The following is a 24,335-nucleotide window of genomic DNA, read 5'->3' as shown; positions in this document are numbered from 1 at the left end:
ACGGTCGCAGCGAGATTAGATTAGGCTAAACCTTTAATCTAATTCTGTCAGTAGAATCTCAGTGGCTTGGCTCCCTGAGAGTGTCAAAGAGACGTTATTTGGAACATCTCTATTTTAAATTATTTACCGCCTATTATTGATTATTCATTGATTTTAATGGTACTACCACAGCAGGTAAATGTTTATCCATCCAATTAACTAAATCAGTGATTACCTCAACATAATTAATATCGTAGTGTAAATCATGATAGCCTCCAGGGTACTCAATTCTTAACTTGTCTGGATAGGTAACATTTTGATAAAAAGTTGCACTTCCTGCTGGTAAAGCGATTCTATCAGCACCACCATGTAAAATTAACAGAGGTATTTGCCATTTTTCAGCGTGAGTATGAATCCAATCTACTGTAGTAAAAAACTCTGTAGATAACCTAGCAGTAGCAAGAGTATGGCGTAATTTATCTTGAGTATAGGAATTTAAAATTTTCTGATCTCGTGAACCTGCGCTAAAATCCAAACCAATATTCAAGGAAAAACGCGGCCACACCTGGGAGAGTAACTTACCTAAAACTACACGACTCAGCGGTACTCCTACTTGACCAATGCTGGGTGCAAAAGCAATCACACCTGACAACTCAGATTTATTTTGTACATAATGAAGAGTATAATCTAATGCAATCACTCCCCCCATACTATGTCCCAATAGAAAAATTGGGCATCCTGGTTGTTGTTGTTGAATCAAATTGAGGAAACTTTGCAAGTCATTACGAAATTCTGCCCAGGTATTAATATAACCTCTTTGACCAGATGAACGTCCGTGACCACGTAAATCAAAACCATAGATAGCATATTCTTTCGGTAACAAATGCTCAACTATGGTCTTGTAAAGTCCGCTGTGTCCTCCGAGTCCATGGACAATGGCTAAGATTCCTTTGACTTCACCTCCAGGATGCCAGCTTTGGTAATACAAATCAAGTCCACCCACACCTGGAAATTTGCCTTCTTGACGAGATGCAATTGTGTCGCTGTGATCAATCATAAAGTTAATTTTTACTTCCTTCGCCAGTAAGCTACTAGCTCATTAACGTATATTGTAGATAAAATTGCTTCTAACTGTAGGAATAAATACAGATAATTTATCTAAAAATTATTATGTATAGAATAGATCCCCGACTTCTTGAAGAAGTCGGGGATCTGGATAAAGTAGTGACTTACATGACAATATTTGATATTGAAATAGATTAATATTAAACATTTAGTAATTAGTTATTGCTCATATTAATTCTTAATGCAGCTTCACAAAATTACCAGATTAAGCCTTTTTTCCTTGAGAAATTAGTTTTATTAGGCTTACATGAAATTGGGATCACTCAATAAAAAAAACAACTAACAAAACTGACAAATTATGAAATTTTCCCTAGCTGCAAATGCTGTGCAAGCGCGTCAAACGAAAGAGAGATTTGCTAAACCAGAAGAACAATTATCCTATGAATTGGGTAAAGCTGTACAGGAGTTACCACCGCTTTATACAAGATTGTTAGCGGGAACAATTAGTTTTATTATATTGGGGACAATTTCCTGGGCGCATTTTTCAGAAATTGATGAAGTAGCGACAGCAACAGGAGAATTAATTGCTTCTACTCAAGTTAGACCAGTGACAGCTTTGGGTAATGGTTCTATTTTAGCAGTGAAAGTGAAAGAAGGCGATCGCGTGACTAAAGATCAAATTCTCATTCAACGTGATCCCAATTTTCAACAAACTGATGTTAACCGTCTAGCTAAATCTAGTAAATTAATTGAGGATGATTTACAAAGATTACAAGCTGAACGTTCTGGAGGAAAAACTGCGGGAACAATTCTCCAAGATGAACTTTTAAACTCCCGGTTATTAGACTATAAAGCCAAACAAGCAGCAGCAGCAGCAGAAGCCAAACGTCAACAATCAATATTTAATCAAGCCAAAGTTCGGTTGAGTCGCTTACAAGAAAATTTGGCAAATGCTAAAGTCAGTTTTACCAATGTTCAAAAAAACTTAGAGAATGTCAAAAGTCTCCGTTCTATGTTAGATAATAATTTATCTATTGCTCAACAACGAGAAGAAAATCTTCGTACCTTGGTTGAACCAGGGGCTTTAACGAGAGTTGATTATTTAGATGCTAAAGAAAGATTAAATCGTGCTAATGCAGATATTATCAGAAATGCCGATGAAATTACTAAAAATCAAAATAATTTAACAGAAGCGAAAGATAAAATTGCTTCTTTAGAAAAAGACGCGGCTGCTCAATTTCAAGAAATTAATCAAGCAGAACAGGCTTATCAAACAGCGCGTAATCAAAATATCCGGTTAACCTCAGAACGTCAAAGTGAAATTCTCACCCAAATCAACAAACGCAAAGAAGAATTAACTACTGTTGCTGGTCAATTAGAACAAGCTAGACAACAAAAAGACGGAGAAACTATCAAAGCCCCTGTTGCCGGCACAATTTACAAAATTAAAGCTACCAAAGGTCCAGTCCAATCTGGAGAAGAACTACTATCAATTTTACCAGAAGGAGAAGAAATGCTCCTAGAAGTAAAAGTTCTTAACCGTGATATTGGTTTTATTAACCAGGGAATGAAAGCAAAAGTCAAAATCGCCACTTTTCCCTTTCAAGAATTTGGTGTAGTTGAAGGTGAGGTATTACAAATCAGTCCCAATGCCATAATTGATAAAGAATTAGGTTTGGTTTTTCCGACAAGGATTAAGTTAAGTAAACATTCTTTAAATGTGCGCGGACAACAGGTAGAATTTAATCCAGGTATGGCTGCTAACGCCGAAATTGTCACCCGGCAAAAATCGGTTTTAACATTCATTATTGAACCAATTACTCGACGGTTTAGCGAGGCATTTTCCGTGAGATAATGGACACAAATCATCTAAGGATGATTAAAGACAGGAGTTTTTGTTTAAATGCAGTTTTCCTGTCTTCCTTCTTTTGTATCTGAGCGCGAAATAGAAATAAGATATGGATAAACAGCAATTTAAAAAACTACTTATTGGTGATTTAACCTGGAAGCGAATGTTAAAATCTCTAATTTTTATTTACGCATTTTTTGCTGTCTATGTTTATTTTCGTGCTGACAGCATGATTTTTGTGCCTCAACCATCTAGTTATCAAGATAATCAAGATATTCTCAAAATAAAAACTGGAGATAATAAAAATATTTCCGCAATTTATTTACGAAATCCTCAAGCTAAATACACTATTCTTTATGCTCATGGTAATGCTGAAGATTTGGGATATATTAAATCACGGTTAGAAAAAATCCGAGATTTGGGTTTTAGTGTCTTTGCTTATGATTATCGGGGTTATGGAACAAGTGAAGGAACTCCTACAGAAAAAGCTGCTTATCAAGACATTAAGGCTCTACCGCTCCCTTTATGATATTTTCGGTAAAATATCCCTGAAACCCCTACACCGATTGGAATCGCTTATTAATTTAGATTAAACCCATGTACACCAATGGTTTTGGATATATTAAAAGGATGTTTGATCATAAGGGGAACGGTAGAACCGACATTAATACTGCTTACAATTATTTAACTCAAACTTTAAAAGTTCCTCCCCAAAAAATTATAGTATTTGGGCGTTCCATTGGTGGTGGTTCAGCCGTAGATTTAGCATCAAAAAAACCTGTAGGTGGGTTAATAGTTGAAAGTAGCTTTACTTCTATTTTTCGGGTAGTTGTTCCTGTGCCACTTTTACCTTTTGACAAATTTACTAATCTCGACAAAATCAAAAAAGTCAAATGTCCAGTTTTGATAATTCATGGTAAAACTGACGAAATTATTCCTTTTAGTCATGGAGAAAAATTATTTACTGCTGTATCATCTCCCAAACTTTCTTTTTGGGTAGAAAAAGCCAGTCATAATGATTTATCTTTTGTTGCGGGAGAAAAGTATTGGGAAATATTAAAAAAGTTTGCTGATTTAGTTGAGAAAAATCCTACCAAGTAGGTTGGGTTCAGCGACAGCGCAACCCAACAAAAGAATTGATAATGACAATGTTGGGTAACATACGTCAACCCAACCTACTCAATTAGGAAATCCAAATACCGTGGAATCCATAGGGTACACGTTGAGGAATCATTACCCGCGCTATAGGTTCGCTGGTGATATCTTGCGCGTTGATAACTACGAGTTCTGATGTTTGGGAATTTTCATCATAAATAAATGTTACCAACCATCCTTCATCTTCAGCAGTAGCATTAGGACATGGTGCAAATACTGCTTCTCCCCCATAACGATTTTTGCCAAATTCATGGGTTTGGGATTTACCATTTTCAAAATCGTATTTGATTAGACCATCAAATAAGGGATTTGGATTATTTGCCATTTTTCCCACATAGCCATATTGGGTTTTTCTTCCTAACAGTTTTTCATTGACACGGGGAAATTCTCCCGGTACATCATCTAGTTGTTCTTCTGTAACTACACCTGTGCTAAGGTTAAAACGCCAAAGGTGTAAAAAAGGAATGTCTCCTTTGGGATCACTGTGTGTATCCTGGGAAATCAGGACATTAGTGGAATTCATGCGACAAGCGATAAGAATCACTTCGTCTCCCGCTTCATAAGCGTTGAGGGTGTGGAAGACGTAGCAGGGAGGACATTCAAACCAGCGAATATTGCTGTTGTCACCATGACGAGGCATTATACCAAACCGACTGGGGCGATCGCTCTCAAACATCATCATCGGTTCTCCCCGCATCATTCGTTCCGCACTAAATGTCAGGGGTAAATCCATGAAAATGGTATAATTTTCCGTAATGGCGAAATCGTGCATCATTACCGCTGTGGGTATTTCTATGGGTACTGTTCGTAATAACTCACCTTGGGCGGAAACTACGCCATATTGTAGATAAGGTGGTCTAAAACCGTAACCAAAAAACATCATTTCCCCCGTAACTGGATCTACCTTGGGATGGGCGGTAAAGGCGGAAACTAGTTTATCATTATAGGTATGTTCCCCAATAGTCGCTAAGTCAGCAGTGTTGATGTGATGAGGCGCACCTCCTTCCCATAATGCTAAAAGCTGTTGATTGTGCCATAGGAGGGCTGTATTAGCGGTATTTTTCCCCGGTCCGTGAGGGTTATCCATTTGCGGTGGTTCTAAAAGTCCACTCCACACAGCTTTACCCGCTTCATGTTCAATATTCCAGCCCCTAGTTCTCACATAGCGATTGTGATAAGTGGCTTTACCGTCGTTGATTTGTACACCATGTAACATTCCATCGCCATCAAACCAGTGATATTGACCAATGGGATTCCATTGCGGATTGGGTCCGTTACGGACAAACATCCCTGATAATTCTGGAGGGATTTCTCCGATAACTTCCAAGTTGTCAGTGCTGACTTCTGTGTTTATCGGGGCAAAATTGCCTGCTAAATAAGGATTTACTGCGGTTGAGGCTATGGTCATAGTCAGTGAGCTAGATCAAGATACTGTACTTAATATAATTATGGTTTGCGATTTGTGCTAGCAATACCTTGTCCAAATTAGAAAAAGCCTTGATCTGTAGGTTGGGTTGAAGCATGAAACCCAACAAATGCGTTGGGTTGCGCTGTCGCTTAACCCAACCTACAAGAAATGGACAAGGTATTGTGCTAGGGAAGACAATTTTTATCATTTCCATAAATATGCGATAATTAATGTAAGTAGGTTAGCATTGAAAAGGCAAGAGGCAAGAGTGAAGAGGGTTTGGGCGATTTTACTTTTCGTTACATATTACTCTTCGAGAAGCCGCTCCGCGTCTACGGTTTTTTTTCGTTCACCTACTTATCTCTAAAAGAAAATTTCCATCAAAGTCAAAATAATCTATTAATCATAACTGTAAACAATGCAAGTAGAATCACAAGTCTCTAATATTGATAATAATATTTTTACTGATTTCGGTGGGGTAATGATTCCTCAAGCACCGGATGGGTTTAAATCAGGTTTTATTGGCATTATCGGCCGGACTAATGTGGGTAAATCCACTTTAATGAATGAATTAGTCGGACAAAAAATAGCCATTACTTCCCCAGTATCCCAAACTACTCGCAATCGGTTAAAGGGGATTGTAACTACAGAAACAGCCCAGTTAATTTTTGTAGATACACCGGGTATTCACAAACCCCATCATCAATTGGGAGAAGTGCTGGTAAAAAATGCGAAAATTGCCATTGAATCGGTAGATGTGATATTATTTGTAGTTGATGGCACTGTTGCTTGTGGTCCAGGCGATCGCTATGTGGCAGAACTACTAATTAATAGTCAAACACCTGTAATTCTGGGGATTAATAAAATTGATGAACAACCAGAAGATTATCAAAAAATAGATGATAGTTATATTCAATTAGCTAATAGCTATCAATGGCAAAGTGTGAAATTTTCTGCTAAAACCGGCGCAGAATTATTACAACTCCAAGATCTATTAATTAGTCATCTCCAACCAGGACCATTTTATTATCCACCCGATTTAGTTACAGACCAACCAGAACGGTTTATCATGGGTGAATTAATTCGAGAACAAATATTATTATTAACCCGTCAAGAAGTTCCCCACTCCGTAGCCATAGGCATTGATTTAGTCGAAGAAAGCCCAAAAATTACCCGTGTTCTCGCCACCATCCATGTTGAGAGAGATTCTCAAAAAGGCATTCTTATTGGTAAAGGTGGAACAATGCTCAAATCTATTGGTAGTGAAGCTAGACAACAAATTCAAAAGCTAATTGCCGGGAAAGTTTATCTAGAATTATTTGTCAAAGTTCAACCTAAATGGCGACATTCACGAGTGCGGTTAGCAGAACTGGGTTATCGGGTAGAAGAATAATAAATAGGGGTAAATTATGCCTTTGATTAGTCTCATTGCTGCCATTTCTGAAAATCGAATTTTATCAGACTCGACAAAAGAACATATTCATGCGGGTATTCCTTGGAATATTCCCAGTGATGAACTTTATTATCGGGAAACTATCCGACGACATCCTGTCATTATCGGGCGCAAAAGTTATGCCACTTTTAATAAACCAATTCGTAATTGTACAACTATCATTCTTACCAGAGACACCAATTTTCAAGCATTCGGTTGTATAGTTTTGCATTCATTAGCAGAAGCAATTGCATGGGCGAAAATGAGTGAAACAGAAGAGATATTTATCTCTGGTGGTGGACAGATTTATACTGAAGCAATCAAATTGGCCGATAAACTTTATTTAACTATTGTTGAAGGTAATTTTGTGGGAGACATATACTTTCCTGAATTTGCCGATTTTGGAAAAGTCACCAAAGAGAAGAAAATGCAGGAAAATGGCTTTCAGTTTAATTTTGTAGAAATTGAAAAGTGCGTTAATCAGGTAACGTCACCTTCAATAATTGGCTAATTTATTGTAATTTCAAAAATCTATCTAAAGCTGCTATCATACTCGGTGGCCAGCGGCGGATATTTGTTACCCAATTAATATCTTTATAACGGGTATCTAGTCCATAGGCTGCTACCCAATTACTTTCCGCTTCTCCTTGATTTCCTGTCACCCAATAAGCGGCTGTTAAAGCGGCACGCATATCAGCAAATCGAGGATATTTACGGACTATATTCCGCATTTCGCGGATAGCTTTTTCCCTTTGACTGGTTTCATATAAAGCCAGGGCATAATTAGCTCTAGCAAAGGCAAAATTGGGGGTAATTTCTGTGGCTTTTTGGAAATCTAAAATCGCTTCTTGCCATTTCCCTAAACCTGTTTTAGCATTACCACGATTATTATAGGCCATCGCATCTTCGGGATCTAATTCTAATACACGATTATAATCAGCGATCGCTTCATCCCATCTTCCCAAACCTTCTAATGCTGTTCCCCGATTCAAATAAGGGTCTGTCACATTGGGAGCAAGTTTTATAGCTTGGTTATAGTCTGTTAATGCGGCTTGTAACTTATTTTGACTGACACGAGAATTACCGCGATTACTCCATGCGCCCGCATTGGTAGGAAATTTTTCAATAATTTCTGTCCAATAAGCCTCCGCTTTCACAAAATCACCCTGATTTGTGGCTGCAAAAGCCTTAGTCGCTAATTCATCCCCTGCTTGCAACTCCTCGGCGGTAATGGGTTGAGATTCTGCCATAACTGGTGTATTCCAGCCAAAAACCAGCAACAGACTCAGGAAAATACTAATTAGTTTAATCATCTAACTCTGACGTGATAGGCAACAAAATTAATCATATAGCAACAGCTAACAAAGAAGATTCCCAAATTTCTTCATTCATTGGTCAATTAGTCAAAGATTGAGTTAAAATAAGAGGTCGCAAACTAAGTAAGTAAAACCCGGATATTCCCCGGAGGTGTAATTGACCAAGTTCATTTTAAAAATTCTCTGGTTAGACGAAAACGTCGCCCTAGCAGTTGATCAGGTTGTTGGTAAAGGATCTAGCCCCTTAACCAAATACTTTTTTTGGCCCAGAAATGATGCCTGGGAAGAGCTAAAAAAAGAGTTAGAATCCAAACACTGGATTACAGATGTTGATCGGGTGGAGTTACTCAACAAAGCCACAGAAGTGATTAACTACTGGCAAGAAGAAGGCAGAAAACGCCCAATGGCAGAAGCACAGTTGAAATTTCCAGAGGTTGCCTTCACAGGTAGCGCCTGATGATTTTAAGTTGGTAATTGGTAGTTGGTAATTGGTGATTGGTCATGGGTAATTAAGTAAAATTATCACCTATCACCAGTCCCCTTTGCCACAATTTGATTGTCTTGTCCTTACTACCACTGGCAATCAATTTTGCATCATGACTCATAGCAACGCTAGATACTGAGTCTGTATGACCTACAAGACTAGCAATTTCTTTTTTTGTGCTGATTTGCCAAATTTTTACCGTTTTATCCCAACTGCCACTAATCAGCGTTTCTCCGTCAGCACTAAAAGCTACAGCCACCACTGACCAAGAATGACCTGAAAGTGTGCTAATTAATTCACCAGTGCCAACATCCCATAATTTAATTGTATTATCACCGCTACCCGTTGCCAAAATTTGACCATTGGGACTAAAAGCAACTGTTAAAACTGCCCAAGTATGACCGGAAAGAGTTGTTAATAAGTTAAATTTTCCGTCTTCTAATTGCCAGATGCGAACTGTGCGATCATAACTAGCACTTGCTAAAAGTCGTCCTTGGGGACTAAAAGCTACAGCATTTATTTGTAATTTATGCCCAGTTAAAGTATTCAGTCCTAAACCTGTATTCACATCCCAAATTTTAATAGTTTTATCCCAACTTCCACTAGCTAAAATTTGCCCTTGGGGATGAAATGTGAGGGATTTAACAGCGTGTGAGTGTCCAGTCAGAAGATGAATTTTTGCTAATGTCTGCACATCCCACAAATTGATAGTTTGATCATCACTAGCTGTGGCTAAAATTGTATCATTGTGATTAAAAATAACTGATGTTATAGCTTGAGTATGTCCGGTCAAGTTAGCTATTAATTTTTGATTAGTTAAATCCCATAATTTAATACTTTTATTATCTTCCCCACTGGCTAATATTTTACCATCATGACTTAATGCCACAGTATTAATAGAACTATTGATTTGATTTTCAAGAGGATAGGAAAGTTGCCATAAAGGATGATTAACTGGGGATAATAAAGGCAAATAATGATCTTTAATTCCCAAAATATAAATAAGTTGATCTGCTGATTGCCAGCGTTCTTGTAAATTATATTTTATAAGTTTATCAAGGGTTTGTCCTAGATGTTCGCTAATTTGATTGGTGAGATAATCTCGCCATATCCAGCTATTATTAGTAATATCAAATAATTCAAAAGGTGGTATTTGAGTTAGTAGATAAATACAAGTTATACCTAAACTATAAAGATCACTGACAAAAACAGCTTTACCTTGTATTTGTTCTGGGGAAATATATTCTGGACTACCAACTAAATCATCTTTAGATTCATTGATATTGACAAATTTCATTGCAGCAAAATCAACGAAAACTAGATTATCTAATAAATCTTGACTTTGATTTACAGTCCGCAAAATAATATTTTTTGGTTGAATATTCCGGTGAATAATTTGATGATCATGAATAAACTTGAGAACTGGTAATAAACTTTTTAAAACTTGCCAAATCTGAGTTTCATTAAAAGCACCTTGCTTTGCTAATAAACTAGCTAAATTATCACCTTCAATAAATTCTTGAATTAAATAGTAATATTCATTTTCTTTAAAATGTGTGATTAGGGAAGGAATTTGCGGATGTTTACCTAATTCCGTTAATTTCTCTACCTGACATTGAAAATTTTCCAGTGTTTGATCTGGAGATAAAAATTGGTGAATAACACAAGGAATTGGCGGAAATTGACTTTCATCTACAGCGAGAAAGGTTTGACAAAATTCCCTTTTACTAATCTGCTTGATTAAATGATAATCTTCTTTAATTAACACAATTTATTTTCTAGATTCCTTTTCCTGTTTCTGGATGATAAAAATAATTCCCATTGTAATACTCCTTAGGTTAAGGAAATGTAGGTTGGGTTGAGTGATAGCAAAACCCAACCTACGACATAACTATTTTTTAACCTTAACCCAATCAAAACCATATTTTGATTTTTAAGCTATAATAGACATTGGGTTTACCACTTCTATGCCTAAAAAAATCAATTTTCAGTCCCGCAAATTTCCTAAAGCTGTAACTTTTTCTTTGTATCTCTTCGGTGTTATGGCTGTTCTGATAGTGTCTTTTCCCTGGCTTTATGAAATCAAAACAAAAGCCGGAATTAATATCTCAAAAAAGTACAATACTGGACTTTTTTTAGAAAAACATACTCATGGACTCTTTAAATGTCAGTGGCTGTATCCCTACTATTGTAAACCTTCCCAAGATTAAACTGTTAGATCATGGTGGGCATTGCCCACTGTATAAATTTAAGCCAATTTATCCAAATAAGGACTGACATCAACCGCTAATTTCTGTCCTAATTTCAGTAATTGACGACATTGAATAGTTTCGGCTTCATTATCAATACTGGTAATTCGTGGCAATATTTGACTGTGTAAACAACTCCAGTAAAGTTCTTGGGAATGGTTTAAATTAATGCCAAGATGTAATTTATGACCAACATCAATCAATCGTTCTAACCGTTGAATATCTGCATCTATTTTACTATTGACATCATACAATAATTGCCATAATAACCGAACTATCAATTGTTCTAAAATTTGACTACCATCGGGAATGTTTAATTGACAACGGAGATGTTTGGCTTCAGTAGCGATCGCTTCTAATTCTACAATATGATTCCAGCTTAATTGTAGTTCGCTGATATCTTGTTCTAGAGATTTCAAAGCTGTCAAACAACGATAACCCAAAGCAATTTCCGCTGCTACCTGCAATTCCCGTGGTACTTCCAACTCATCTCGATGAAAGGCCATAATTACACCGTAATTATCTCTATAGGCTTGAGTATATAATTGGTCTAATCGTGCCAGTGTTTCCTGACTCAACAACCGCATAATCCGGTGACGTTCTTCCGCAAATAAAGTTTGCAAACTAAAGGCTTCATCACCAAATAGTTGAGTCATCACCAAAATAACATGAGCGATACTAGCCTGTTGCAAGGCTGCAAACAGCTTTTCTCTGATTTGACTATAGTTACGTCGTCCTTCAAACTTTTGAATACAGCAATGAAAATCCCAACCACCCAAATGCAAAACCGCAAATACTAAATTTTCATTTTCCCAAGTAATATTTGACACTAGCTGCAAATGCCCCACCGCCATAGTTAATGGTCCCAGGCTCTGCTTATGATAATCTAGCTCATGGGCATCATAGCAGTAAACACGCTGATGATGATTATGGGGGTGTTTATCTGTCTCTTGTCCAGGGGCAGTATTTTGGTGATGATTAAATAGGGAAGTAATGGCGTAATGGGCAGCAACTTGTTTAAAGCCAATTTGGGCAGTTAGCACCAACTGACGATATATCTCAGCCCCATGTTTAAACTCTTCCACATTGCTAGGGGCTAAACCTAAACGTTTAAGAAACTCCTTTTCTAATTGTATACCTGCCACATCTCCGGCTAATTCTAAAGCACGGGAGGCATAACGCAAAATTTGTGTTCCCTCTGGACGGGAAATTTCCTCAAAAAACCAGCCGCAACTGGTAAACATCAGTAAAGAGTGACGCTGCATTTCTAACAAGCGTAAAGCTTCTACCTGTTCAGCTGCTTGGAGTTTGCGAGTTTGATGGCGGGATAAAAATCGGTTAATATTAGCGGGAGTGCGATCGCCCATGACATGAACATATTCGTCCCGCGCTTGCCAAGGATCACGAAATAATGCACTGCCATATTCTTCATAAACATCAATTAACTGATCCCGCAGCCAATTTAAAGCATTTCTTAACGGCCGTCGCCATTTTTGATGCCACACGCCCCCTTCACCACCACAACCACAATCATCTTGCCATCTATCCACACCATGGGCGCAACTCCAAGCCGTCACAGACTTGATTTTTACTTCCCAAGAGGGAGGATTTAAACTCAAATAATGGGCAAAATTGGTGACAGTCCAACCATGACGGGGAAACTCACCAATAAAGGCATAAGCTAAAGTCTTCTCTGTGCCTTTTTTGTGATGTCCAAAGGTTTCCCCATCTGTAGCTACAGAAATTAATTGGGACTGACGATGGTCCCCGCGAATAGCTGCCCCAATGCGTCCCGCAAAATGATGGGAATTGTAGACAACATCACTAAAACCCATATCCCGCGAAATCGGACCATCATAGAAAAAGATATCAATATAGGCAGTTGATTTTTTATCAGACTCATCGCTACCTAAATAACAACGGTAAGGACGAGTAGGATCAATCTGATTACCACCCACCTCATGCCATTGACTATCAGAATCATCATCTGTGGGGAAAGGACGACAACGCTGGGCTTGAGAAGGGGCTAAAATAATAAACTTAATCCCTTCTGCTACCAATGCTTCTAAGGTGGCATAATCTACGGCTGTTTCTGCCAACCACATTCCTTCAGGATCACGGCCAAAGCGAGAACGGAAATCTTCCTTACCCCAGCGAATTTGTGTATGTTTATCCCGTTCCTTGGCTAGAGGCAGGATAATGTGATTATAGACTTGAGCGATCGCATTCCCATGACCATTTAGGCGATCGCAGCTTTTAGCATCAGCCTCCAAAATCCGCTGATAAACGGACCCATCGTAGCGTTCTAACCACGACATCAGCGTTGGCCCAATATTAAAGCTCATGTATTCATAATTATTCACAATCTTCACAATTTCGCCTCGGTCATTTAAGACTCTAGCAAAGGCATTAGGACGATAGCACTCCCAATGAATGCGCTCATTCCAGTCATGAAAAGGACTAGCACTGGGTTGACGTTCAATCGCATCAAGATAAGGATTTTCTCTAGGAGGTTGATAAAAATGACCATGAACCGTGACATAAACACCCTGAGCAGTTTTCAGGGGATCATGTTCAGGACTGGATTTAGCCTCTTGATCTAATGGTAATATTGAGCCAGAACTACTGGGTATTTCCGCTGCCAAAGTCATATATTTTTATCCAAATAAATGTGTAATTTTGCAGAATATTCTTACTATATCTACCTTTCTACAATTGTTCTCTCACAAAATCAGTTATAAATAACACCTGTGAAACAAAACTAAATTTTAATAGTAGTCAGAAATCAGGAATCAGGAGTCAGAAAGAAGAACAAGGAGGAACAAGGAAGAAAAATAATCTCCAACCCCAATTACCAATTACCAATTACCAATTACCAATTACCAATTACCAATTACCAATTACCAATTACCAATTACCATCCTTAACAGATATGATAGGTGTTCAAATGCACATAATGTTTTAGTCCCTGTGCAGATATCCCCTCAACTAAAGGTAAAAATGTCAATCAAGAACATTATTTTCAGCGTGCTGCTGTTGTTTATACCCATATCTCTAACAGCCCACTTTTTAGGATGGGGAGACTTGATAGTTTTCATCACCGCTGCATTAGCTATACTCCCCCTAGCAGCTTGGATGGGTACAGCTACGGAAGAAATAGCTGTAGTTGTTGGACCAGGAATAGGCGGATTTTTAAACGCGACTTTTGGCAATGCCACAGAATTGATTATTGCCTTAGTTGCCCTGAATGCGGGCTTAATTGATGTCGTCAAAGCCAGTATAACTGGATCAATTATCAGTAATTTACTCTTAGTCATGGGTTTATCCATGTTATTAGGCGGAATTCGTTACAAAGAACAAACATTTGAATCAGTCATAGCTCGTGTAAATGCTTCTTCTATGAATTTGGCGGTAATTGCCATTTTGTTACCAACAGCAATGAACTATACCTCCATAGGGATTAGTGAAAAAACCGTACAGAATCTTTCCCTAGCTGTAGCTGTCGTCTTAATTCTAGTTTACGGCTTAACACTGCTATTTTCCATGAAGACTCATGCTTATTTGTATGATGTTGGTGTGGCAGATATCGAAGAGGAAGCAGAAGCAGTTGTCCATAAAAAACCAAATGTTTGGTTATGGAGTGGTGTCCTTTTAGTTTGCACCCTGTTAGTTGCCTTTGAGTCAGAACTACTAGTTGGTTCATTGGAAGTCGCTACATCTCAACTAGGTTTAAGCGCCCTATTTACCGGGGTAATTTTAGTTCCTATTATCGGTAATGCTGCTGAACACGCTACCGCAGTTACCGTAGCCATGAAGAACAAAATGGATTTGGCTATGTCTGTCGCTGTGGGTTCAAGTATGCAAATTGCCCTATTTGTGGCCCCGGTTTTAGTAATTGCCGGTTGGGTAATTGGCCAACCCATGGATTTAGATTTTAACCCCTTTGAATTAGTCGCTGTTGCTGTATCAGTTTTAATTGCTAATAGCATTAGTTCTGATGGTAAATCTAATTGGTTAGAAGGGACATTACTCCTAGCTGCTTATACTGTCTTGGGTTTTGCCTTCTACTTCCATCCAGTTGCCAACAGTATCGGTTAAAATATCTTACCTGATCAAAAGTCTAAAATTCCCGATCTCATTAAATTGGGAATTTTTCTCTTCTACCAAGTCCTAAATATTTTTTCAAAAATAACTCCCTTAAGATAGATGAATAAAATCAATAATTCTTATAGTGTCAAATCAGATCATTCTTTTGATATCAAGCTATAAATTTATGATACATCAATTTCCCTAAATATTTTTTACTATTTGATCATAGTAATTACATATATAGGACTAATATTTGATTTTTCAAAAAACTCAGTGCCAGTTTATATCCGTTCTTCTCTGCTTTTGCCATTTCCCATTTTATAAATAAATACAATTATACAAGACAATGAATGAAATCGGACTGCTGATGATGGGTGTATTTAATCAGAAATCACTAACTATACCCCATTTTCCATTAAACCAAACCTTGTTTTACCTAGAAAATGGTGTACAGCTAACAAATCATCAATCAAATAAGTTAGTTTCTTCTGCTCAAATTACACCACCAGAATTTATCCACATAAATGAAACTTCCCCAACTAATCTCTCAATTCTCTCATTCCGACGACACCAAATATTTAAGCAAATCACACAAAAACAGATATCCAGCAGTTCTTTTGAATTAGCTGATGCTGGGAATATCCCTATGACCAATAAAAAAGGTGTTCAATTATCAACAGTATATCACACAACCCAGAATAAACCTATGCCCGTAATTGGTTTTGGTAATTCAGGCATATCTGTGAAAGTTTTACAAAAATTGTTAATGTCTAATGGTTATGGACTACCTATTGATGGAGTTTTTGGACCAGTTACCGAAACTGCTGTCAAAGCCTTTCAAAATCGTCGAAGTCTATCAACAGATGGTGTGGTTGGTCAAAAAACTTGGTGGGAACTAACAATTTAATTTGTCATTTGTCATTTGTCATTTGTCATTTGTCGTTTTTCATTTTTCATTTTTCATTTTTCATTTTTCATTTTTCATTTTTCATTTTTCATTTTTCATTTTTCATTTTTCATTTTTCATTTTTCATATAAATCATCTAAATCAAAAGAATCATAGTTAAAGATGATTTCTATCAGTCAAAATTTCATAACCACTATCTGTCACTAATACAGTATGCTCAAACTGAGCAGATAAAGCATTATCAACTGTTACCGCAGTCCATCTATCAGCTAAAATTCTGGTATTTTTAGAACCAGCATTTAAAATTGGTTCAATTGCTAAAGTCATTCCTGAACGCAATTTCACATTCGGTATTTCACGAGTTCGATAGTTAAAAACCGCTGGTTCTTCGTGTAAATTTCTACCCACACCATGACCAGTAAATTGTTCCACCACTGTAAAACCATTGGCTTTTACATGATCTTCAATTGCACCGGCGATTTCCTCCAAATGTACACCAGCTTTTACTTGTTCAATCCCTTTATATAGAGATTCCTCGGCTATTTTAATCAGTCTTGCGGCTTCACTCGTCACACTACCCACAGCGATAGTAATGCAGGAATCACCATGAAAACCTTGATAATAAGCACCTGTATCAACTTTTAATACATCTCCTGTGTGAATTACCTTTTTATGGCTAGGAATTCCATGGACAACTTCATGATTAATACTAGAGCAGATGGAAGCGGGAAACCCATGATATCCTTTAAAGCTAGGAGTTGCATCCATTTCGCGGATGCGTTTTTCCGCATAAGCATCTAAATCGGCCGTGGTCATTCCTGGCTGAACTAGGTCAGAAATTTCCTTGAGAACAGTTGCCACAATCTTCGCTGATTGTCGCATAATTTCGATTTCACGGGTTGATTTAATTTCAATCCCTCCGCGTTGTCGTTTTTCGGGTTTTGGCTGGGCTGGTTGAGAAAGTAAGTTAGCGAAAATATTCATCATGAAGTTTAGGAATTAGGGGCGCTTTTACCGGTTAGCTGTGAAGTTGTTGAGATTTATTGGCAAAAAATATCTATATTTAAGTTAACTTATTTTGTGCTTCTAGAGAAACACAGATATTCATCCTGTAAATCTACAAATCCTGTAAATCCTGATTCTGACAGTGAAAAATGATCACCTAATTACAATCTCTCCCCTCATTCCAGCTTCTGCGTGTCCAGCTATAGTACATCCTAAAGCATATTTACCTGGTTTCATGGGGACAAATACCCATTCTGCTTCTGCACCAGGTTTAAGTTCTAATTCGTGAATATTCCCTTTAATTTCTACATTGCCGGCTTCGACTTTTTGAGTCCAAATTGCATCAGCAAAGTCTTTAGCGGTAAAATAATGTTTTTGTGAGCTAGGATTATTTAACTTGAGATTGTAGCGTTTACCAGAGGTAAATTCTAAATGATTTGGCTCAAATTTTAATTCATTAGCAACATTACCCAAGCTAACTGTAATCTCTATTGGTGGTTGTTTGAGGAGATTACTAGATAGATTCTCTGCTGTTGCTGGAGACGTACCCATTATTACTAGACTCATTAGCAGAGAGAATAAACAAATCAAAAAGTTACTCATGGCTCAATGGATAATTGTCAATCACACCTGTTCCCATTATCCATGAACCACATTCATTTAATCTTTTTATGTGCCAGAATTTGTGGCCCTGCGGTGACAATAACAATTTTATCAGGGTGAAGTAATTCACGAGCGGTTTGATTGACTTGATTGAGATTGACTTGTTCTATTTTGCTGATAAATGAGCGCAATTCTATCTGATTCAAGCCGTAAACTTCATTCATCACCATTCTCTGGCTTAACTGTTCGGGATTGGCCAAAGAAATATTATAATTGCTGATTAAATTGCGTTTAGCTGTTTCTACTTCCTGTGCTGTCACACCTTGTTGATGAACTTGCTTCAGGAGGTTGCGGGTACTGGAAATTGCTTTGCGTGCGTCTTCTGGACTGGTTTGCATTTCAATGAGAAATGTACCAACATTCTTACCTGTGATGAAATTGCTATAAATTCCGTAGGTTAGGCCTTGGCGATCGCGCACTTCTGCCCCTAGTCTACTCGATAATGTATCACCGCCGAGAATTTGATTCAAGATCATCGCCGCATAAAATCGTTTATCTTGACGGTTAATGCCGGTGTAACCCATGTAAGTTATCGCTTGGGGTTTACCAGGGACAACAGGATTAACATTAATTACATTTTTTGGCATCCCCACATTGGGATATTTTACCGTTGGTGGTTTGCCGTTTACTTGCCAATTTCCTAATTTTGCTTGAATGAGCGATCGCACTTTGGTAACATCAAAATCGCCAACAATTGCTAAAACTGTGGTATCAGGACGATAATGTTGGGCTTTAAAAGCCATTACATCTTGACGTTGAATTTGTTCAATACTTTTCGCAGTTGGGAAGGTATGTAATGGGTGTTTTTTCGGATAAATAGACTGCACAAAGATACGATTTGCAACCTTATCAGGATCATCTAAATCTGAATCTAGGGAAGTTAAAGCTTGTTGGCGTGAAAGTGCAAACTCTTTTTCTGGGAATGTACTATCTCTAATTACATCCGTCAATGTCCCCAGCAAAACTGGTAAATCCACCGCTAAACTACTACCTTTAATCCGTACACCTTCACGAGAAGCTTCAAAGTCCAAATTTGCGCCTTTTGCATCTAATCCTTGGGTAATAGTTCGCATATCTTTGGTTTTCGTGCCATTCATCAGATTTGCTGCCACTAAAGACGCTAATCCTCCTTGATTATCTGCCTCAAATTCTGTTCCCGCTTTGATATATCCGCTCAAAGTCACTGTTGGTGTAGTTTTGTCTGGTAACAGTAACACGCGTAACCCATTAGCAATCTGTAACTGTTGGGGGATTTGTCTTTCTTGGGTTTTGGGTAATATATCTAGAGGTGGTAAATACTTCTTGACTTCCGCTGGAACTACAGCCACATCAACAGCAAAATTCTCTTCTGTTTGCGTTGAGTAAGATGAACTTTGGTTGTTGAGCGAAGTCGAAACACGGGTAGTTTCTGCTTGCTGAGTAGGTTCAAAAAATCCGACTTTTCGGGCTGCTGGTTGTAGATATTTATTGATGACATTCATCACATCAGCAACTTGGACTTTCCGAATATTTACTAAGTGGTCTTCTGTATATTGATAATTATCCGTCGTGATTTGATCATTACCCAATTGCATGGCTTGATTGGTAATATCACGGTTATTTAAAATAACTGAAGCTGTTAATTGAGTTTTTGCTCTTTCTATCTGTTCTTCTGTCACAGCGACTTTGGCAAGTTTTCCTAACGCCTTTATTACCGCTGCATCAATTTTATTTAAGTCCTGATTTCCTGAACCTGTCACTAATATTTCATACCAACCACCTCCACGTAAACTAGCAACATTTCCCGAAACATTATTAGCTAAACCCGATTCTACTAATTCCTGATACAAGTAAGCATTTTTACCCGCAGTCAAGATATAATCCATAACTTCCAAAGCGGGAATATCTGGTTGATTGATTTGGGGAAGTGGGTAAATTAGTTGGAGTAATGGATTTCCCCCCGGTTCTTGTAATTTAATTGCAGGTGTAGGAGTAGCGGCAGGTAATGGAGTTATGAGATGATGGGGTGAATATTGGCGTTTGGGGATTTTCCCAAACACAGTTTGCACAGTTTTCAAAGTTGGTGCGGTGTCAAAATCTCCCGCAATTACCAAAACAGCATTGTCAGGACTATAGAATTTTTGATAATATTCTCGCACTTGCTCAACTGTGAATTTCTCCACATCAGCCTTAGTTCCCCCAATAGGTAATCTATAGGGATGATCTGGAAAAACAGACACCATCACAGCGCGATTTAAACGATATTCGGGGCTATTTTCATAACCTTGTAATTCAGAAATAACTACTCGCTTCTCACTAGCTAACTGTTGAGGATCAATCAGCGAGTTGTTCATTCTATCTGCTTCTAGCGTCAACAGAGCCGTCAGTTTATCCCGTTCCGCAGTATTGTAATATGCGGTTTGGTCATAACTGGTAAAAGCATTAGAATCACTGCCCAAAGCACTAAATAACCGCCCAAATTGGATAGGACGATTGCTAGTACCTTTAAACATGATATGTTCTAATTGATGGGCAATACCATTTACCCCAGATGCTTCCTGACCTGATCCAAATTTGTACCATACCTGCACTGTCACCACAGGAGCATTATGAACCTCCTTAGTGATCACAGTTAAACCATTATCAAGGACTGTTTTCTGAACATTTGCTGTAATAGCGAGATTTGGTGTTTCTTTAGCGACTAGTGTTTTCTGAGATTTTTCTGGGTTGGAGTTGTGGGAAGAGGTGGAAAAATCCGCCCTTTCTCCGCTAAAAGCAGCATCTTGATTTAACACAAAAGCGGCTATGATCCAGATACTCAAGATGACCAAAGAAAAGCGATGTCGTTGTGCGATAGAGAAAAAAGACATATCTTTGGCGAATAGATATATGTAATTTAAGTTACATATATTAGGTGACTAAAAAATTGGGCAAATGTTTCTGTACCTCATGGAAACTAGAAATGTACCTGAAAAGGAAAAATATTGTATCACCCCAAGGGCATAAATACTAATTTACAGCCTATTTATGCAAAAACCGTATAAATTCCAGAGGTAACCCGTCAAAATCAGCGATAAATGCGACTTCTAAGATGTTATCGCCAATTTGCTGCTGTGTAGGTTCTAAAAGAATTTTCAGAGGTGGTAAATTTTCTATTGTCGCTAACCGTGTTTTTAAACTTTCCAACCAAGTTGGTAAATCTGGTGTGATCTGAGTCACATCAAAAGCAAGATGATAATAGCCGACATAATGTTCATCATTAAAAGCATCTGGGGCTGGTTTGGGTTGAGGAATTTGGATGAGTTCAATTCTCCCACCCAAACCTTCCATCCAGCAAGCTAGAGTATAACCGGTGGTGAAGCGATCGCTCACCGTAAACCCTAGCTGCTCATAAAAAGCGATCGCTAGATGGATATTTGCCGTTCTAATGGAAGCATGGTGCATAATTTTGTCAGTTGTCAGTTGTCGGTTGTCAGTTGTCAGTTGTCGGTTGTCGGTTGCTAGTTCTTTATTACCACGAACCACAAACCACGAACCACAAACCACGAACCACTGACTAATGACCACGAACCACTGTACGGGCGAAGCATTTGGAGAACTATTTTTGGCAATGACCGATAATTTATCTTCCAAATGCTTCGCCCCTACTGACCACTGACCACTGACCACTGACCACTGACTATTACTCAAACAACCGGAAATATGGGTAACGCACTGGTACACCAGGTTCTTTATCCAAATCAAAGTTAATCACTTCCCAGCAAGGTTCTGTGGCTGAATCAGGGCTAAACTCTACAGGTAAACCATATAACCGCGCCCCCGTAGCAACTTCCCCTTGTCCAGAACGCCAAGGTGTACTCCGTTCCAAATAGCCACTCATTAACTCCTGATAACGGTTAGCGACAATTATCCTCGTAGCCCGATAACCTTGAGTATAAAGCTTGTCTAAAGCTTCGTGAATTTCAAACCGAATCCCATCAGGATGAGTATGTTGACGATACCATTCACCATCCCATCTGCGCCAATGACGACCAGACTGTAAATGGACTAACTCCCCAGTTTTGGGTTCAGCTTCAAATGCGCCATGACGGGGACATAGATAAGTATCCGTCAATGTTAAAGCCGAAATAGTTTGGCGACAGTGAGGACACTGTATTTCCGGGCCAAATATCGGGTACTGAAAGCCTGGATTTATCATGAAGTGCGTATAAACATAGTATTGTTTTTTTGCCAGCACCAGTAGGTTTAAGATTACACTCCTGCTCCACTACTTTAGATAACTTGCTCACTGCTACATAAAAATGAAGATAGTGCCTGAGAACAAGTTTCACAACCGTCTGACGATAGAAGTCTAACGCTGTGATATTCTGGTTTGGCAACCAGCCCTAAAGGTTGGAGTTTCTCCAGTGTTCCTGGGTACCATATCCATATTCTATCGTGTCTATCTCTTGTGACTGGAAATCTGCTGAATTTTCTCAAGCTGCTTTTGTGGCAGCCAACGCTGTAATCATTGGTTCTGTAAGCATAGCAGCCAGAGCCAGCGTTTGGTATGGATCTGTGGTTAGAGGTGATGTAGAAAGAATTGAAATTGGCGAATGTACAAATATCCAAGACGGCGCAATTCTCCATGGTGATCCAGGCGTACCCACAATCTTAGAAGATCATGTCACTGTCGGCCATCGCGCTGTGGTACATTCTGCCTACATTGAAAGTGGTAGTTTAATTGGTATTGGTGCTATTATCCTAAATGGTGTAAGAGTCGGTACAGGCAGCATTATCGGCGCAGGTGCAGTAGTCACCAAAAATGTCCCTCCCGGTTCTCTAGTCATGGGTGTTCCCGGTAAAGTAGTCCGTCAACTCTCAGCCACCGAAATCACCGAACTCATAGAACACGCTGAAAAATACTACCAATTAGCCCTGCTTCATGCTGCTAATGGGTAATTGGTAATGGGTAATTGGTAATTGGTAATTTTACCTCTCTTCCCTGTTCCCTGTTCCCTGTTCCCTGTTCCCTGTTCCCTGACTTTTAATCAAACTTTACATATAAGCTTGAAAAAATTCCCCACTTCAGATCACAATAAAAGTTGAGAACTGTTGACAAAACTTAAGATTTTTTAATTTACAGAGGGCTTCTAGATATGGACATTGATAATCGTGTATTAATTGTTTTAGCACCAATAGCGATCGCTGCTGGTTGGGCTGTTTTCAATATTGGTGCTGCTGCCCTTAGACAAATACAAAACTTTTTGAGCAGAGAAGCATAATTTTAGGTAATGGGTAATGGGTGATTGGTAATGGGGGAATAGAGAACAGGGAAGTTATTTATCCAAATTACCAATCACTAATCACCATGAACGTAGATTCTTTACTCCGACCTTTTCAGCATTTTGGTGTGAATTTGGGATTGTCTCGAATTGTCGATTTATTGGCAAAGTTGGGAAATCCCCATCACCAATTACCAATTATTCATGTCGCTGGGACTAACGGAAAAGGTTCTGTTTGTGCTTACCTGTCTGCGGTACTTACTGAGGCTGGTTATACAACCGGACGCTACACCTCTCCCCACTTGATTGATTGGACAGAAAGAATCTGTGTTAACGAACAACCAATTGATAGTAATGAACTGTGTGAATTAATACTACAAGTTCAAGCGGCTATTAACCCAGAGGAAGAATCACCTACCCAATTTGAAGTAATTACCGCTGCGGCTTGGTTATATTTTGCCCAGAAACAAGTTGATATTGCCATCATTGAAGTAGGATTAGGAGGGCGTTTAGATGCCACCAATGTCTGTAATAATCCTTTGATAACAGTTATTACTTCTATTAGTCGAGAACATTGGCAACAACTTGGACCCACTTTAGCCCATATTGCCAAAGAAAAAGCGGGAATTATCAAACCAGGATGTCCTGTGGTTATGGGTTCATTACCAGCCGATGCCGAGAAAGTCGTGCAATCGCGTATTCTAGAATTACAATGCCCAATTTTTACCCCGTCACCATCTCGACAAATTAATCAAAATTGGGCAGAATATCAAAAAATAGAAAGTTCTGAATTTATAAAATATCCATTACCATTACAGGGACAAATTCAATTACATAATTCAGCTTTAGCTTTAGCTGCTTTGGAAATATTGCAAAAACAAAATTGGCAAATTTCTGAACAAGCTATTATTCAAGGAATGGCTAAAACCAAGTGGACAGGGAGAATGCAATGGATAACTTGGAAAAGTCATAAACTCCTTATTGACGGCGCACACAACCCAGCTTCAGCCACAGTTTTGCGTGATTATGTAGATAGCCTTAACACCAAAAATATAACTTGGGTAATGGGAATGTTAACCACTAAAGATCATGGTGAGATTTTTCATGAACTTCTTAAACCAGGAGATAAATTATATTTAGTTCCCGTACCAGATAGTAATTCAGCAGATTTAGAAGAATTAGCTAAGTTAGCAACATCAATTTGTCCAGATTTGAATTTTTGTCACACCTATTCAGATGTGTTGTCAGCCTTAGACGCTGCTTTTATTGCTACAGATAATCAAGTTGTATTATGTGGTTCTTTGTATTTAATTGGTTATTTTTTGGCAAATGGAATTTAAAAAAAAGAAAGTAAGCGATGTTTTTGTCAGAATCAGGATGTCCAGGATTTGAGGATGTACCAGATTGTAATTTATGAATTTTTTGATTGATATTTTCTATCATTAAAAAATCCCTATTTCCAATAGTCTCATCAACAATAACATCCTGTAA

General features: G+C 38.3%; 20 protein-coding genes and 1 pseudogene. 11 read left to right on the top strand and 10 right to left on the bottom strand.

Going from position 1 to position 24,335, the window contains the following annotated elements; all coding sequences use genetic code 11:
- Positions 1–133: 133 nt before the first annotated feature.
- Positions 134–1,036, bottom strand: coding sequence for an alpha/beta hydrolase (locus tag AN490_RS11800; RefSeq protein ID WP_271822824.1), 903 nt, complete (start codon positions 1,034–1,036; stop codon positions 134–136).
- 366 nt (positions 1,037–1,402) lie between these two features.
- Between AN490_RS11800 and AN490_RS11795 the strand changes: the two genes are divergently transcribed.
- From AN490_RS11795 to AN490_RS11785, 3 genes and pseudogenes are all read left to right on the top strand, one after another.
- Positions 1,403–2,899: an HlyD family efflux transporter periplasmic adaptor subunit gene (locus AN490_RS11795; protein ID WP_300003401.1), complete on the top strand. Its 1,497-nt coding sequence runs from the start codon at positions 1,403–1,405 to the stop codon at positions 2,897–2,899.
- Positions 2,900–3,002: 103 nt separating this feature from the next.
- Positions 3,003–3,398, top strand: a pseudogene (locus AN490_RS11790) (alpha/beta hydrolase); the annotation flags it as partial.
- A 125-nt stretch (positions 3,399–3,523) separates the two neighbouring features.
- Positions 3,524–3,994 (top strand): alpha/beta hydrolase, encoded by a 471-nt coding sequence (locus tag AN490_RS11785; RefSeq protein WP_366925035.1) that lies wholly within the window; start codon positions 3,524–3,526, stop codon positions 3,992–3,994.
- Positions 3,995–4,076: 82 nt separating this feature from the next.
- Here AN490_RS11785 and AN490_RS11780 read toward each other — a convergent pair whose 3' ends face one another.
- On the bottom strand, positions 4,077–5,450 hold the full coding sequence (locus AN490_RS11780) for a carotenoid oxygenase family protein (protein WP_300003447.1): 1,374 nt from the start codon (positions 5,448–5,450) through the stop codon (positions 4,077–4,079).
- A 424-nt stretch (positions 5,451–5,874) separates the two neighbouring features.
- Here AN490_RS11780 and era point away from each other — a divergent pair, with 424 nt between their 5' ends.
- Together era and AN490_RS11770 are read left to right on the top strand one after the other, a co-directional pair.
- Positions 5,875–6,849 (top strand): GTPase Era, encoded by a 975-nt coding sequence (gene era, locus AN490_RS11775; protein ID WP_300003399.1) that lies wholly within the window; start codon positions 5,875–5,877, stop codon positions 6,847–6,849.
- A gap of 16 nt (positions 6,850–6,865) precedes the next feature.
- Positions 6,866–7,399 carry a dihydrofolate reductase gene (locus AN490_RS11770; RefSeq protein WP_300003397.1) on the top strand — a complete coding sequence of 178 codons (534 nt, stop codon included), beginning with the start codon at positions 6,866–6,868 and terminating at the stop codon, positions 7,397–7,399.
- A 1-nt stretch (position 7,400) separates the two neighbouring features.
- Here AN490_RS11770 and AN490_RS11765 read toward each other — a convergent pair whose 3' ends face one another.
- Complete coding sequence (locus AN490_RS11765) at positions 7,401–8,201, bottom strand: tetratricopeptide repeat protein (protein WP_300003395.1); 801 nt, start codon at positions 8,199–8,201, stop codon at positions 7,401–7,403.
- Positions 8,202–8,361: 160 nt separating this feature from the next.
- Between AN490_RS11765 and AN490_RS11760 the strand changes: the two genes are divergently transcribed.
- The gene (locus AN490_RS11760; protein WP_015079494.1) at positions 8,362–8,661 is read left to right on the top strand and encodes a 30S ribosomal protein PSRP-3; all 300 of its coding nucleotides are present in this window, start codon (positions 8,362–8,364) and stop codon (positions 8,659–8,661) included.
- Between the two features lie 52 nt (positions 8,662–8,713).
- Here AN490_RS11760 and AN490_RS11755 read toward each other — a convergent pair whose 3' ends face one another.
- Both AN490_RS11755 and AN490_RS11745 read right to left on the bottom strand, forming a co-directional pair.
- Positions 8,714–10,456 (bottom strand): WD40 repeat domain-containing serine/threonine-protein kinase, encoded by a 1,743-nt coding sequence (locus tag AN490_RS11755; protein ID WP_300003391.1) that lies wholly within the window; start codon positions 10,454–10,456, stop codon positions 8,714–8,716.
- Positions 10,457–10,936: 480 nt separating this feature from the next.
- A complete protein-coding gene (locus tag AN490_RS11745) occupies positions 10,937–13,588 on the bottom strand; it encodes a DUF3536 domain-containing protein (protein WP_300003387.1) in 2,652 nt (883 codons plus the stop codon).
- A 349-nt stretch (positions 13,589–13,937) separates the two neighbouring features.
- On the opposite strand from AN490_RS11745, the gene cax reads away from it, so the two are divergent.
- Both cax and AN490_RS11735 read left to right on the top strand, forming a co-directional pair.
- Positions 13,938–15,035 carry a calcium/proton exchanger gene (cax, locus tag AN490_RS11740; protein WP_015079498.1) on the top strand — a complete coding sequence of 366 codons (1,098 nt, stop codon included), beginning with the start codon at positions 13,938–13,940 and terminating at the stop codon, positions 15,033–15,035.
- A gap of 337 nt (positions 15,036–15,372) precedes the next feature.
- Positions 15,373–15,933: a peptidoglycan-binding domain-containing protein gene (locus tag AN490_RS11735; protein WP_300003385.1), complete on the top strand. Its 561-nt coding sequence runs from the start codon at positions 15,373–15,375 to the stop codon at positions 15,931–15,933.
- A gap of 156 nt (positions 15,934–16,089) precedes the next feature.
- Here the strand turns inward: AN490_RS11735 and map are convergent, their stop codons facing one another.
- From map to AN490_RS11710, 5 genes are all read right to left on the bottom strand, one after another.
- Entirely contained in the window at positions 16,090–16,917 is an 828-nt protein-coding gene (gene map, locus AN490_RS11730; protein WP_168654110.1) for a type I methionyl aminopeptidase, read from the bottom strand.
- Positions 16,918–17,091: 174 nt separating this feature from the next.
- Complete coding sequence (locus AN490_RS11725) at positions 17,092–17,541, bottom strand: cupredoxin domain-containing protein (protein WP_148761654.1); 450 nt, start codon at positions 17,539–17,541, stop codon at positions 17,092–17,094.
- A gap of 53 nt (positions 17,542–17,594) precedes the next feature.
- A complete protein-coding gene (locus AN490_RS11720; RefSeq protein WP_300003382.1) occupies positions 17,595–20,450 on the bottom strand; it encodes a pitrilysin family protein in 2,856 nt (951 codons plus the stop codon).
- 151 nt (positions 20,451–20,601) lie between these two features.
- Positions 20,602–21,024 (bottom strand): VOC family protein, encoded by a 423-nt coding sequence (locus tag AN490_RS11715; protein WP_300003443.1) that lies wholly within the window; start codon positions 21,022–21,024, stop codon positions 20,602–20,604.
- Between the two features lie 238 nt (positions 21,025–21,262).
- Positions 21,263–21,778, bottom strand: coding sequence for a TIGR02652 family protein (locus AN490_RS11710; RefSeq protein WP_168507414.1), 516 nt, complete (start codon positions 21,776–21,778; stop codon positions 21,263–21,265).
- Positions 21,779–22,017: 239 nt separating this feature from the next.
- On the opposite strand from AN490_RS11710, the gene AN490_RS11705 reads away from it, so the two are divergent.
- The 3 genes from AN490_RS11705 to AN490_RS11695 all read left to right on the top strand — a co-directional run bounded on the left by AN490_RS11705 (position 22,018) and on the right by AN490_RS11695 (position 24,184).
- Positions 22,018–22,521 (top strand): gamma carbonic anhydrase family protein, encoded by a 504-nt coding sequence (locus tag AN490_RS11705; protein WP_300003379.1) that lies wholly within the window; start codon positions 22,018–22,020, stop codon positions 22,519–22,521.
- A gap of 197 nt (positions 22,522–22,718) precedes the next feature.
- Positions 22,719–22,844 carry a photosystem II protein Y gene (locus AN490_RS11700; RefSeq protein WP_300003377.1) on the top strand — a complete coding sequence of 42 codons (126 nt, stop codon included), beginning with the start codon at positions 22,719–22,721 and terminating at the stop codon, positions 22,842–22,844.
- Between the two features lie 86 nt (positions 22,845–22,930).
- Entirely contained in the window at positions 22,931–24,184 is a 1,254-nt protein-coding gene (locus AN490_RS11695) for a folylpolyglutamate synthase/dihydrofolate synthase family protein (protein WP_300003375.1), read from the top strand.
- Positions 24,185–24,335: the final 151 nt, after the last annotated feature.

Source organism: Anabaena sp. AL09 (assembly GCF_001672255.1).
Taxonomy (GTDB): domain Bacteria; phylum Cyanobacteriota; class Cyanobacteriia; order Cyanobacteriales; family Nostocaceae; genus Dolichospermum; species Dolichospermum lemmermannii.
This window is presented reverse-complemented; position numbering and strand designations above follow the sequence as displayed.